The 13293-nt window shown below is 67.7% G+C and carries 10 protein-coding genes and 1 pseudogene; 6 read left to right on the top strand and 5 right to left on the bottom strand.

Going from position 1 to position 13293, the window contains the following annotated elements; genetic code table 11:
• Positions 1 to 3 precede the first annotated feature (3 nt).
• The 4 genes and pseudogenes from NEF64_RS09430 to NEF64_RS09415 form a co-directional block, all read right to left on the bottom strand.
• Positions 4 to 765: pseudogene (locus tag NEF64_RS09430) on the bottom strand (TolC family protein); the annotation flags it as partial.
• A 12-nt stretch (positions 766 to 777) separates the two neighbouring features.
• Entirely contained in the window at positions 778 to 1605 is an 828-nt protein-coding gene (locus NEF64_RS09425; RefSeq protein ID WP_252573662.1) for a TolC family protein, read from the bottom strand.
• Complete coding sequence (locus NEF64_RS09420) at positions 1595 to 2968, bottom strand: HlyD family type I secretion periplasmic adaptor subunit (protein ID WP_056408589.1); 1374 nt, start codon at positions 2966 to 2968, stop codon at positions 1595 to 1597. Before NEF64_RS09420 ends, NEF64_RS09425 begins: the two co-directional genes overlap by 11 nt.
• Positions 2965 to 4722: a type I secretion system permease/ATPase gene (locus NEF64_RS09415; RefSeq protein WP_056408592.1), complete on the bottom strand. Its 1758-nt coding sequence runs from the start codon at positions 4720 to 4722 to the stop codon at positions 2965 to 2967. The genes NEF64_RS09420 and NEF64_RS09415 overlap by 4 nt, the downstream gene beginning before the upstream one ends.
• Positions 4723 to 4971: 249 nt before the next feature.
• Between NEF64_RS09415 and NEF64_RS09410 the strand changes: the two genes are divergently transcribed.
• The 6 genes from NEF64_RS09410 to NEF64_RS09385 all read left to right on the top strand — a co-directional run bounded on the left by NEF64_RS09410 (position 4972) and on the right by NEF64_RS09385 (position 12204).
• Positions 4972 to 5313 (top strand): hypothetical protein, encoded by a 342-nt coding sequence (locus NEF64_RS09410; protein ID WP_056408596.1) that lies wholly within the window; start codon positions 4972 to 4974, stop codon positions 5311 to 5313.
• A 188-nt stretch (positions 5314 to 5501) separates the two neighbouring features.
• The gene (locus NEF64_RS09405) at positions 5502 to 6023 is read left to right on the top strand and encodes an RNA polymerase sigma factor (protein WP_235516480.1); all 522 of its coding nucleotides are present in this window, start codon (positions 5502 to 5504) and stop codon (positions 6021 to 6023) included.
• The gene (locus tag NEF64_RS09400) at positions 6020 to 7051 is read left to right on the top strand and encodes a FecR family protein (protein WP_056408598.1); all 1032 of its coding nucleotides are present in this window, start codon (positions 6020 to 6022) and stop codon (positions 7049 to 7051) included. The genes NEF64_RS09405 and NEF64_RS09400 overlap by 4 nt, the downstream gene beginning before the upstream one ends.
• 47 nt (positions 7052 to 7098) lie before the next feature.
• Complete coding sequence (locus NEF64_RS09395; protein WP_235516481.1) at positions 7099 to 9795, top strand: TonB-dependent receptor; 2697 nt, start codon at positions 7099 to 7101, stop codon at positions 9793 to 9795.
• 69 nt (positions 9796 to 9864) lie between these two features.
• Positions 9865 to 11478: an alpha,alpha-trehalase TreF gene (gene treF, locus NEF64_RS09390; protein ID WP_235516482.1), complete on the top strand. Its 1614-nt coding sequence runs from the start codon at positions 9865 to 9867 to the stop codon at positions 11476 to 11478.
• 72 nt (positions 11479 to 11550) lie between these two features.
• The gene (locus tag NEF64_RS09385; RefSeq protein WP_235516483.1) at positions 11551 to 12204 is read left to right on the top strand and encodes a nicotinamidase; all 654 of its coding nucleotides are present in this window, start codon (positions 11551 to 11553) and stop codon (positions 12202 to 12204) included.
• A gap of 73 nt (positions 12205 to 12277) precedes the next feature.
• Here the strand turns inward: NEF64_RS09385 and NEF64_RS09380 are convergent, their stop codons facing one another.
• Positions 12278 to 13291, bottom strand: coding sequence for an SDR family oxidoreductase (locus tag NEF64_RS09380; protein WP_056408604.1), 1014 nt, complete (start codon positions 13289 to 13291; stop codon positions 12278 to 12280).
• Positions 13292 to 13293 lie beyond the last annotated feature (2 nt).

Genomic DNA, 13293 nt, shown 5'->3' with positions numbered 1-13293 from the left:
GGATCATCTCCCGCTCGTGACCACCGCATCGCTCAGATCGGCCGCGACCGGACCCGCAAGTACCGGAACCGCCCCGATCGGCAGCGTCTTGCCGATCGGCCCTGGCAAGGCCTGGACGGCGGCCGGCCTGATCCGCGCGTCGGTGGCAGGCGCCATTACGGGTGCAGCCGGGGCGGTGCCAGCGGGCTTCTGCGCACGGTCGATCGGCGCGAGCACCGGATCGAACGGCCCGAATGTCTTGGCCCGCACCACCCGCGTGTTCTGCGCCGGATCATAGGTCGGCACCGCCTGATCGATCGCCGCCGCCTGCAGTCGCCCGAGCGTGGCCAAAAGCCGCGCCTCTGCGGCATAGGCGCCATAGGTCGCGTTGACGAATACGAGTTGCGCGGTCAGCAGGCGCTGTTCCGAATCCAGCACCTCGAAATTCGAGCGAAATCCTTCCGCGAAGCCGCGCTGAACCCCGGTGAGCGCCGACTCCGCTGCCTCGGTCGCGCGCTGCCCCGCCGCCATCTGTTCGCCACCCGCCACCGCCTGGTTCCAGGCGTTCTGGGCATTGGCGAGTGCGGCGCGCCGCGCCGTCTCGACCTCGAACCCGAGCTGCTGGCGTTCGGCGACCGCGGCCCGGACGCGCGAGCCGATCACGCCCCCGGTCAACAGCGGCATCGTCACCGTGACTCCGCCGGTCGCCTGCGCACCGGCATCGCGCAAGCGGTAGGAATAGGGGCTTCCATAGCCATAGCTGCCCGACAGCGCGACGATCGGCGCACGTTCAGCGCGTTAGGCCGCGATCCGCGCGTCCCCCGCCCTGGTGGCAAGGATCGCCTGCCACAGGCTCGGGCTCTCTTTCTCCACCACGGCGAACGCGGCATCGAGCGAGCGCGGCAGGCCGGGCAGCGTCGGCGGCAAGAGCAACGTCCCGGGATTACGCCCGACGACCGCCGCGAACCGGCCGCGGCTTGCCTGGAGATTGACCGTGGCCTGCGCCAGCTGCGCGCGGATGATCTCGCGCTGCGCCTCGGCCTGCGCAATGTCGGTGCGGGTCAGGTCGCCACCCCGTTCGCGTGCGATCGCCTGGGTCACCTGTCGCCCATAGGAGTCGAGCGAGCGTTGCTGGATCGCCACCAGCGCCTGGTCGCGCCGCACCGAAACGAACGCATCGACGACTTCGAGCAGGATCGTGTTCTCCGCCTCGCGCAGGCGCTCGCGCCCGGCAAGCACGGTCGCCTCCGCCGCCGACACCTGCGCCGCGGTCCGCCCGCCGTTCAGCAGGATCTGCGACGCGGTCAGCGACGCCCCCAGGGTCCGCCCCCGCGCCGTATCGAAATCGCCGAGCAGCCCGCGCTGGTCCTGCGACTGATATTGCAGCGTCATGTTGATGCCCGCGGTCAGCCGATACGCGGCCCCCGCCTGGACGATCTGCTCGTCGAGCGCGCGAAGCTGCGCGCGCTGTCCCTCCAGCGAGGGGTTGCTGCGATAGGCATCGGCGATCGCCTGCCCCAGCGTTTCGGGCGCTGCGGTTGCTGCCTCCTGTGCCGTCTGCGCGAGCGCGGGCATGGCCGGCACCAGCAGTATGGCGGCGGCGAGCCGAAGCTTGTCAGCGTTCATGGAGCGACCGTGAAAAGGCCTCGGTCAACGGATCGAGAAGATAGTCGAGCGCAGTCCGCGACCGCAGCTTGACGAGGACGGTAACCGGTACGCCCGCGCGGATCCCCGTATCGCGACCGCGCACCGCCTCGATCTTGGCGATCTGAGCGCGCGGCACGGTAACCTCCGCACTGAAATAGCTGCGACCGGTCTGCTCGTCGCGGAGCGAATCCGCGGAAACGGTGCGGACCGTGCCGAGCAGGATCGGCAGGTCGCGTTCGTGCAGCGACAGGAATTTCACCTCCGCCTCGCGCCCGGCAAACACCCCGTCGATGTCGCCCGGCGAGAAGTTCGCACGGACCACCAGAGGGGCGGCGTCGGGAACGATGTCGAGGATCGCCTGGCCCGGCTGGATCACGCCCCCCACGGAGAATACGCGGAGCCCCACCACGCGGCCCGCCACCGGCGCGCGGATGATCGTGCGCGCCAGCTGTTCGCGCGCCGCGGCCAGCTTGGGCAAGACCTCGTTCAGCTGGAACTGCGTGTCGCGCAGCAGCGTCGCGCTTTCCTCGACATATTTGCGGCGGGTCTGGACGCCTTCCGCACGCGTCTGGCCGATCTGTTCGCGCGCGGCCGCCGAGCGTGAGACATAGTCGGCGTCGGTCCCGTCGAGCTGCTGGATCGAGCGTTCGATTGCGCGGACCGTGTTGCGCGATACATAGCCCTGGTCGGCAAGCGCCCGCGTGCTGTCGAGCTGTTGCCGGAGCGAGGCGCGCTGCCGGGCGGTCGCCTGCGCCTGCGCATTGAAGCCGGTCGTCTGCTGCGCGACGGTCGCCTCCTGCTGGCGGAGGACCGCGCCGTTTGCTGCGAGCGCGGCCGATCGTGCCGACCGCTGCGCAAGCTGGAGCGACTTCGCACGCTCGACGAGACGAAGGTCGTCGCCCTGCGCGGACGCGAAGTCCGCAGGCCAGACGACCGCGCCGCCGCGAACGTCCGCTTCGAGCCGGGCCCGTTGCGCCTGGAGATCGATGACGCTGGCGGCCAGCGCACGCTCGGCTGCGGTGACCTCGGCGCCTTCGAGCCGGAACAGGACGTCGCCTGCACGGACGTGCTGGCCTTCGCGCACCGCCATCGCCGCGACGATCCCGCCCTCGCGGTGCTGGACGGTCTGGCGATTGCCCGCGACGACCACCTGCCCCTCGCCCGCCGCCGCCGCATCGAGCCGCGCGAACGCCGCCCAGCCCAGCCCCACGACGAAGAACAGGATCGCGACCAGCCCGCCGACCAGAATCGCATGCCGCGGGGAGTCGTCGAGGCGGAGGCGATCCGCGAGGCTTGCGCCACCGGCGGCGGGGACCGGGCTGGCCAATTCGGCGGGGATCATCGGGCGCCTCCGGTCGCGGCGACGGGCCCCGCGCTGGCCGGGCGCAACACCTTGGCGCGATCGTCGAACAGCTGGATCGTACCGTTGCGCAGCACCATGATCTTGTCGACCGCCTGCAAAAGCCCGGTCCGATGGGTCGACACGATCACCGTCGCGCCACGCGCGCGAAGGGTCGAGAGCGTCGTCACCAGCCGCGCTTCTCCATCGCTGTCGAGATGCGCGTTGGGCTCGTCGAGGAACAGGATCGTCGGCGTACCGAACAGCGCGCGCGCCAGCGCGACCGACTGGTTCTGCCCCGCCGACAGCCCCGCCCCGTCCGCCATGCTCAGCATCGTCGCATAGCCATTGGGCAGGCCGAGGATCACTTCATGCGCACCAGCCGCCTGTGCCGCCTCGACCACCGCGGCGTCGAGCTGCTCGCTCTCGCCCGCCAGCACCGACTGGAACCGCGAGATGTTGGTGTGCACCGTGGTCGGGAACAGCGACGGGGATTGCGGCATGTAGCCGACGTACCGGCCAAGCTGTTCGCGGTTCCAGTCCGCGAGACTCGCACCGTCGATCCGCACCTCGCCAGCATCCGGCGACAGCGCACCCGACAACACGCGCAGCAGCGTCGACTTGCCCGCGCCGCTCGGGCCGACCAGCGCGACAATCTCGCCCGGCGCGACCGCGAAACTTATGTCCGACAGCAAGGCGCGATCGCTGCCTTCCGCGCGCACCGTGATACCGCGGACGTCGATCCGGCCGGTCGGCACGGGCAGCGTCGTCGCGTCGATCGCGGGCCCCGGCATCCGGGAGAACGCATCGAGATCGCGATAGGCGTTGCGCGCCGCGGCGAGCGGCTTCATCGCCCCGAGGATCTGCTCGACGGGCTGAAGTGCCCGCCCCAGCAACAGCGACGCCGCGAAGATTGCACCGCCCGAAATATCCTGCCGGATCGCCAGCAGCGCGCCGAGCGCAAGCGCGAGGGACTGGAGCAGCAGGCGGAGGAACTTGGTGATCGCGAGAAACTGCCCCGACGTACCGGCGAGCGCGGCCTGACGGCGGACGAGCTCGGCGCGCTCCAGCAGATGCCGGGTGATCAGCGCATTGCGCATCCCCATCACGCGCGCGACCTCCGATCCGTGAATCGACACATCCTGTTCGCGCGTCGCGAGAACCGCGCGGGCCTGCGTGTCGCGCGCGGCATGCGCGGTCACGCGGTCGCTGAGGATCGCGACCCCCCCGAGCAGCAGCGCGCTCACAAGCGCCAGAACGCCGATCCAGACATGGAGCAGGAACGCGATGCCGATATAGATCGGCGCCCAGGGCGCATCGAACAGCGCGATGATCGTCGGCCCGGTCAGGGTCCCGCGCACCGTGTCGAAATCGCGCATCGCCTGGCTGCGCTGCCCGGTCGTCGCGCCATCGGTGCCGAGGATCCGCAGCAGGATCCCCGGTGCCGCCTGACGCTCCAGCCGCATGCTGGCGCGCAACAGCAACCGCATGCGCACCGCGTCGAGGATCGCGAACACGACCAGCGCGAGCACCAGGATCAGCGTCAGCAGCAGCAGCGTCGTCCCGCCCCGCGTGGGCACGACGCGATCATACACCTGCAGCATGAAGATCGACGGCACGAGGTACAGGGTGTTCACCAATCCGGAGAACAGACCCGCGAAGACCAGATGCCGTCGACACCCCCGGACGGCACGCGCCAGTGCATTATGCCCATGGTCGGATGGTGCCGTCAGGGGCGCTGGGGAGGACGTCGGCATCGCGTCGCTTTAGCCACGAAGTTTAAACGAACGGTTTCTCAGGCGCTCCCCAACGCCGATCTGCCGCTTGACGATCTCTGTCTTAACGCGCGTGCGGGTTCGCTCCGTGTGACGCACAGCGTCTGGCCCGGGGCCGTCGCGACCCAATCCCGACATCCGTTCCTGTGGTCATCCTGCGTGTCGCAGGTGTAGTGGTGCCGGGCGCGCCGCTACAGCGTGCAGACATCCACCGAGAGACTATACAGCGACATGGCCCGCAAACATTCGAAACATGCCCCGTACGAGGAGCCCGATCGCGAAGACGAGGAAGGCCCGGCACCGGTCGCGCCGTGCTGGCTCTGCGGACGCGTACTCGGCAAGACCATCGTCTGGCATCATCCCGTGCCGAAAAGCCGCGGCGGTCGCGATGTCGTGCCGATGCATCCGATCTGCCAGCAGACCTTGATGGCGAATTTCACCAATTCCGAGCTGCAACGCCACGGCATGAATGTCGACGCGCTGCTGGCCGATCCCACGGTCCGCAAATTCGTGGATTGGGTCGCGAAGAAAGATCCTGATTTCACCGCGACGACGACGAAGAAGCAGCGCTGACCAGCTACGCCTCGTGGAGCGGCCCAGAAAACGGTGTTCACGGCTTCTAAAACACGGCGCGCGTTCGCCTGCATCAATATAGATTTCGAATGCCGCAAGATTGACCGCGTCAAATACCGACCAGCGAGACTCATTGACGTAACAGACCCGGCTATTAGAAACCGGTCATGGCGATGGAGGGGGAGCAAGTGTCCGGCCTTGGCGAAAGGACAACGATCCTTCGCACGCTGGTCGAGACCTATACCCGGCCGCTGAGCCGGTACTTCACGCGGCGCGTGTCCGCGCCACACGACGTCCCCGATCTGGTCCAGGAGGTTTTTCTGCGACTCAGTCGGCTGGAAGACCCGAACGGCATTCGCCAGCACGACAGCTTCATCTTCGTCACTGCGGCCAATGTCCTGAAGGATCAGGCCCGGCGCAATCAGGCGCGAGGCGCGAGATTGTCGGATCCGATCGACGATCTTTCGCTTGAAGGTTCGGATTTCGCGCCCGACCGCGTCTTGGCGAGTAAGTACATCGCGGACGCGTTGCGGCGTGCGCTTGCCGAACTGCCCGAACGGACACGCGACGTGTTCGTGCTCAGGATGCTGGAGGGATTGAAGATGGCCGATGTCGCGCATGCCATGGCGATCTCGACGCGTGCCGCCGAGAAGCACCAGGCACGCGCGCTCGCACATGTCGCGGAACGCCTGAAGGACTGGCATCGGTGAGCGATCCCGTGATGATCGAAGCCGCGGAATGGGCCGAACGGCTGGACCACGACCCGAGCGCCGTAATGCGTGCGCGGTTCGAGGACTGGCATGCGCGACCGGATCACGCTGCAGCTTGGGCGGTGATAGCCCAAGCACGGGGTGCGAGTGCAGCGTTGGCGGACCATCCCGACCTGCTGGCATTGCGGCACGCGGCCGTGGCGCGCGCTGCGTTGCGCCGCGAGCCGCGACGAGTCGCGCCGTGGATACTGGCCGCGGCCGCCTGTGCCACGGTGGTCGCGCCGCTGGCGCTGTGGCGCTTCACAGATGATACGCCCGCCGTGCGGGTCGCCGAAACACCCGTGTACCGGACGGCGACGGGTCAGCGCCTCATGGTCACGCTGTCCGACGGGTCACGGCTGACACTCGATACCGACACGCGGGTCCGGATGGCCTATACCGACACCGAGCGTCGATTGGTGCTGGAACGCGGACAGGCCTTGTTCGAGGTCGCGAAGCAACAGGCCCGGCCGTTCGTCGTCACCGCGGGCGCGCAGGCGGTGACAGCGCATGGCACCGCGTTCGACGTGCGGCTCGAGACCAGCGCGGTGCACGTCGCGCTGCTCGAAGGGCTGGTCAGCGTCGCCGGCAAGGGCGTACGCGGCAAGCCCGTTGCCATGGTGCCCGACGACGTCCTCACCGCATCGGCCAGCGGCGTGTCGGTTCGCCACATGCCCGGCAGCGCGCAGCGGCTGGCAAGCTGGAGCGAAGGTCGGCTCGTGTTCGAGGACGAGGCATTAAGTCAGGCCGTCGCCGAGATAAATCGCTACAGCGTCGAGCAGATTGCGATCGCCGACGCTGCCGCGGGCCGGGTCCGGATCAGCGGCGCGTTCCGAACGGGCGAGGTCCAGCCGTTCCTCGACGCGCTCGAACTGGGCTTTCCCGTCAGCGTCGATCGGCCCGCGAACGGCAGCATCACGATCGCGTCGAAAAAAAATCGACCCGAGGGCAAAACCCGGTTCGGGTTTTCCAACGTGCCGCGTCTTTAGGGTCAGATCGACCCCGGCAGAGGGATCGCACGAACAGGGAGGGTTGCATGACATCCACAGGCAGGGCCGTGCTGATACGCGGCGTGATGATGACCGCATTGGCGCTGGGCGCGGGCGGGATCCCGATCGGCGTCACCGCGCAGGCTGCTATCGGCATCCGCATCGCGCGGCAGGACATGAGCACCGCGTTGCTCGCCTTCTCGCGCCAGAGCGGCAGGCAGATCCTGTTTTCCCCCACCCTCGTCCGCGGCAAGACCGCGCGCGCGGTGGCCGGCCGGATGGACGTCGGCGCGGCGCTGACGACGATCCTGAAAGGCTCCGGGCTCGGCCACCGGCTGACGCCGGGCGGGGCCTATCTGATCATCGACACGCACCCTCAGGCGGCGGAAGCCACGCCCGCGGCGGTTCAGGCCGCCCCGGCGCAGGTACCCGCTGATCCCGCTGCGACGCAGGTGCCCGAGGAAACCGCCCCCGATATCGTCGTGATCGGCACGGCGGGCGCAGGCACCCGGCGCCAGGATGCGGCGTTCGCGGTCACCACGATCGACAGCAGCATGGCGCAGCGGCTCGGCACTGCCAGCACTGCCGAAGTCCTTCGTGCGGTGCCGGGGGTCAGCACCGAAAGCTCGGGCGGCAAGACCGGCGCGAACATCTTCGTGCGCGGCTATCCATCAGGGGGCGATGCGGAATATGTCACCTTCCAGACCGAAGGCGTGCCCTTCTTCCCGCCGCCGACGCTGTCGTTCCTCGAAAACACGCAGCTGATCCGTATCGACGAGACGATCCAGCGCGTCGAAGCGGTGCGCGGCGGCACCGGCGCGCTGTTCTCGAACGGTCAGCCCGGCCTGACCGTCAACCTCGTCCAGCGCGAGGGCAAGCAGACGCCGGCCGGATTGCTGAAGCTCAGCGGCACAGATTTCGGCGAGTTCCGCGTCGACAGCTATGTCTCGGGGCCGATCGACGACAGCACCACCTATATGCTCGGCGGCTATTACTCGACCTCACGCGGGATCCGCGACGCGCAGTTCGAGGCGGAGCGCGGCGGCCAGATCACCGGCAATATCCGGCATGACTTCGCCAAGGGCTCGATCCTGCTCTTCGGGCGCTATCTCGACGATCGCGGCCAGTGGCTGCTGCCCATCCCGGTCGTCCAGGACGGCGACAAGATCCGCGAATATCCCGGCTTCGATGCCGGTACCGGAACGCTCGTCGGACGCGACACGCGGATCGGCGTGCGCAACGACGGCAGCCGGGTCGATCTGGCGGATGGCCGCAGCGCAAAGATCTACAATCTGGGCGGCAATTTCGATTACGAACTCGGCAGCGGGATCACGGTGCGCGATCGCGGCAGCTGGATGGAGGGCGATGCGAACACGATCGGTCTCGTCCCCGGCGGCGCCGCGCCGGTCACCGCCGCCGCCTATGCCGCCGGCCGGGGCGGGACGATCGGGTCGCTGACCTTTGCCACCGGCGGTGCGGCGGCCTCGCCCAACCAGGCGGTCGTCGAGGCCGGGTTGTGGAGCGTCGAAAAACACATCCAGGCCTTCGTCAACGATTTCGCGCTGGAATGGAAAACGGGCAGCAACACGCTGACCGGTGGCGTCTACTACACGCGGTACAAGTCGCGCGACCGGTGGAATCTCGGCAACAGCATGCTGCTCACCGCCGAACCCAATGCCCGGCGGCTGAATCTGACGCTGGCGGATGGCCGGATCGTCACGCGGGACGGCTTCTCGGGCGGATCGACGTTCAAGGTCAACGCGCGCTACACCGGCGAGGACGTCGCGGGCTATGCGGTCGACGAACTGCAGATTACCGAACAGCTGCGGATCGACGGCGGCGTCCGGTGGCAGCATCACTCGGTCGACGGCACGCTCGAAAACCTTGCAGCGACGGTCCCGGCGGCGGGTGCGGACGGCAATCCGCTGACGCTCTACGACAATGGCGATGCGCAGCTGAACGGCACCTTCCGCACGATCCGCTACCGCGGCGATGCCTGGTCGTGGACCGGCGGCGTCAATTACGACCTGACCCGGCAGGTCGGCGCGTTCGTCCGCTACAGCCGCGGCAACAGCTTTCCGTTCTTCGACAATCTGCGCGACGGGATCGACGTCGCACCGCAGGTCGACAGCTATGAGGGCGGCGTGAAGGTCTCGACCGGCATCGCCAACCTGTACGCGACGCTGTTCCACAACACGTTCGACGGCCTTGCGACGACGGTCATCACCAGCGGCGCCCCGATCGCGTCGGTCGGCGGCGCCAAGGCGACCGGCGTCGAGTTCGAGGGGCAGTTGCGGCCGTTCGGCGGCTTCACGCTCAGCGGGTCGGCGACCTATCTCGACGCGACCTATCGCGACTTCTTCACCGATGGCGGCCGGACCGATCTCACCGGCAATCGGGTTCAGCGCCAGCCGAAATGGCAATGGCGCGTGACCCCCGCCTATGATCTCGAGCTCGGCGGCGATGCGAAAGCCGGCGTCTATGCGACGATCGGCTATATCGGCGACCGCTTCTCCGACGTCCAGAATGCGCAGGTGCTGCCGAGCTTTTACAAGCTCGACGCAGGCATCACGCTCGATCTGAACCGGCAGGTGCAGTTCCAGGTGATCGGTGACAATCTGACCGACGAGATCGGGCTGACCGAAGGTAATCCGCGCACGCTCGGATCGCAGGGCAGCGGCACGATCCTCGCGAGGCCGATCGTGGGTCGCTCGATCCGCTTCGCCGCCGCGTTCAAGTTCTGACACAGCCCAGGGTGATCGATCCCGCCCCGTCGGGGGATCGATCACCCTGGCGAAATGGTTGCGATCTTCATGAAAACCCTTTGCCGTTTTGCCGCCCTGGCCTCGGTCGCCGCAATGGCGCCTGCCCAGACCACTCCGTCCCGACCGGCCGCCTCTCCCGCACTCTCTGCCGCGAAGGCCCAATCGCCCGCCGATATCTATGGCCCACTGTTCCAGGCCGTGCAGCAAGGTCACGTCTTCGCGGACGGCAAGACGTTCGTCGATGCCGTCCCCAAGCGCGCGGCCGCGGCGATCATGGCGGACTATGCGCGGACCAGACCCGCCGGCCCGGCGCTGAAGGTGTTCGTGCTCGCCAATTTCGTGGTGCCCGGCGAGAACGACCGGGGCTCGGGCGATCTCCGGTCGCATGTCCGGGCCCTGTGGCCGCAACTCGTCCGTCAGCCTATCGCCCCCGTCGCAGGCAGCTCCGCCCTGCCGCTGCCGGCGCCCTATGTCGTACCGGGCGGGCGCTTCCGCGAAATCTATTACTGGGACAGCTATTTCACGATGCTCGGGCTGAAGGTCGACGGCCAGCAGCCGCTCGTCGAATCGATGCTCGACGATTTCACCAGCCTGATCAAGCGTTACGGGCACATCCCGAACGGGACGCGGACCTATTATCTCAGCCGTTCGCAGCCGCCTTATTACGCGCTGATGCTCGATCTCTCGACCAACACCGACCCCGGTGTCGCGAAGCGTCGGCTGGCGGCGTTGCGCGCCGAGCACGCCTTCTGGATGAAGGGCGCGACCTGCCTCGACGGCAACCCGGCCTGTCTCCGCGTCGTGCGGATGCCCGACGGCAGCGTGCTCAACCGCTATTATGACGACCGCGATACGCCGCGCGACGAATCCTATGCCGAGGACGTCGAGACCGCGGCCAGGGCGGCACCCCGCGCCGCCGCCGATACGCAGCGCAACCTGCGTGCGGGCGCGGAGAGCGGATGGGATTTCAGCTCACGCTGGCTCCGCGATCCCCGGTTGCTCGCCACAATCCACACCACCGACATCGTGCCCGTCGATCTCAACAGCCTGATCTGGGCGATGGAACGCCGTATCGCCGCACGCTGCCAGACCGCGGGCGACACCCCCTGCGTGACCGAATTCACGACCCTGGCGACCAAGCGCAAGACGGCGATCGACCGCTATCTCTGGCAGGCGACGACCGCGCGCTACGCCGACTGGGACCTGTCGTCGCGCAAGCCAACGGCCAGCATCAATGCCGCGATGCTGCACCCGCTGTTCGTCGGGCTTGCATCGTCGGCGCAGGCGAAGGCCGTCGCCGCGACGGTGCGCAAATCGCTGGTCGCCGAGGGCGGCCTGCGCACGACGACGCTCAACACCGGGCAGCAATGGGACGAACCCAATGGCTGGGCACCGCTCCAATGGGTCGCGATCGCAGGGCTCGAGCGAAACGGCGAACCGGCGCTGGCCAAGGATATCGCCAGACGCTGGCTCGGGACGGTCGGCGCGGCCTATACCGACACCGGCAAGATGCTGGAGAAGTATAATATCGAACAGCGCATACCCGGCGGAGGCGGCGAATATCCGGTCCAGGACGGGTTCGGCTGGACCAATGGCGTGACCAGCGCGATCCTCGATCGCTTCCCGGACCTGGCCCAGCCGTCGGCCAGTGTTCGCAAATAGGAGCTCGGCAATAGGATCATTCTTGTCATCGGCCGCCTTTGACGCGACCTGTCGACTTTGCGGGAGATGATATTGGGTATCGAGCAATTCACCGGCGACGCAGCGATCACGGAGTCGGACACGCTCATCGTCGTCGACCCGCAGATCGACTTCTGCCCCGGCGGCCGGCTGGCGGTTGCGGGCGGAAACGAGATCATGGCCGGGATCGAACGGCTCGCTCCGCGGTTCCGGCATGTCGTCGTAACCCAGGACTGGCATCCTGCGGGACACCAGTCCTTCGCGAGCAGCCACCCCGATCGGCAGCCATTCGAAACCGTGGCGATGCCCTATGGCGAGCAGGTCTTATGGCCCGATCACTGCGTTCAGGGAAACGCTGGTGCCGAATTCCATCCCGGGGTGGAGGGCACCATCCGCCGCGCACACGTCATCGTTCGTAAGGGCTATAATGCGGAGATCGATTCCTATTCGGCCTTTTTCGAGAACGACAAGACGACGAGGACGGGGCTGGCCGGGTATCTGCGAGACAAGCAGGTCCGGCGGTGCGTGTTCGTTGGGCTGGCCTATGATTTCTGCGTTGCCTGGTCGGCGCTCGATGCGCGGCGCGAGGGCTTCGAAGCGTCTATACTGACGGAATACACGCGAGCGATCGCGATGCCGGCAGGTGATGGAACGACGGTAGACGTAGCGGAAGCGCAGTTCCGCGCAGCCGGCGTCCGGTTGATATAGACTGCCAAGATGGCGCGGAAGGACGCGCACGTGTCGACGCCGCGAACGCACCCTGCCCTTTCCGTGCCTGATATTACCGGCGTCCACCCTTTGGTAGGCCGAGCGCGACGACGATACCAGCGCCGACAACACCCAGCATCACAACCGCGGGGTGGAGCTTCTGCACCTGCAGCACGCTGCTCGATGTGCGCGCGTGGACATGCTGGGTCCCGCGCAGCGCATCGGCCCGCGGATCATAGAGATTGTCACGGCGTGCCGGATCACCGGGATCCCCGGGCTTCTGCTGCGCGAACGTGCCGACGAGGTCCATGATCCTGTCGCTCACCCGCGGCGCGGCGCGCGAGAGGAGTGATGACAGCAGCCCGCCACCGCCAGCATACAGCGTCCGCCGCGGCGTCTCGCACGCGAACAGCACCGCGTCGGCGACGACGGAGGGGGCGTAGAGCGGCGGTGGCAGGCGCGGTGGTTGATCCATGAAATTGCGCGCATGTTCGGGGAATGGCGTATCGATCGCACCGGGCTTGATCAGCGTGACCGAGATGCCGGCCCCCTCCTGCTCGAGCTCCATCCGCAACGTGTCCGTCAGCGCCTGAACCGCATGCTTGGTCGCGCCATAGGGCCCCTGCTCGACGATCGCACGGTCGCTCAGAATGGAGCCGATAGTGACGATCGCGCCGCCCCGCCCGCGCAGATGGCGGGCCGCGACCAGCGATCCGTGCAGCACGCCGAAATAGTTGACGTCGAACACGCGCCGGTGATCGGCAATCGGCACCTGATCGAGCGTGCCGTACGTGCCTGTCGCGGCATTGTTGACCCAGCTGTCGAAGCCGCCGAACGCCGCGACTGCAACGGCGGCGACACGCTCGACCGCGGCCATGTCGCTGACGTCGGCGTCGCACACCGCGATGCGTCCGCCATCGGTCGACAAACGGACGCGGAGGGCCTCGAGCGCCGCGTCGTTCCGCGCGGTCGCGACGACGGCGGCCCCGCGGCCCACGGCGGCCTCGACGGTCGCGAGCCCGTTGCCGCTGGTGGCGCCAGTGACGACGATGACCTGGTCGCGAAGGGGTTTCAGCGTGACGGCCATGG

The sequence above is a fragment of the Sphingomonas aerolata genome (genome assembly GCF_023935825.1).
Classification (GTDB): domain Bacteria; phylum Pseudomonadota; class Alphaproteobacteria; order Sphingomonadales; family Sphingomonadaceae; genus Sphingomonas; species Sphingomonas aerolata.
This window is presented reverse-complemented; position numbering and strand designations above follow the sequence as displayed.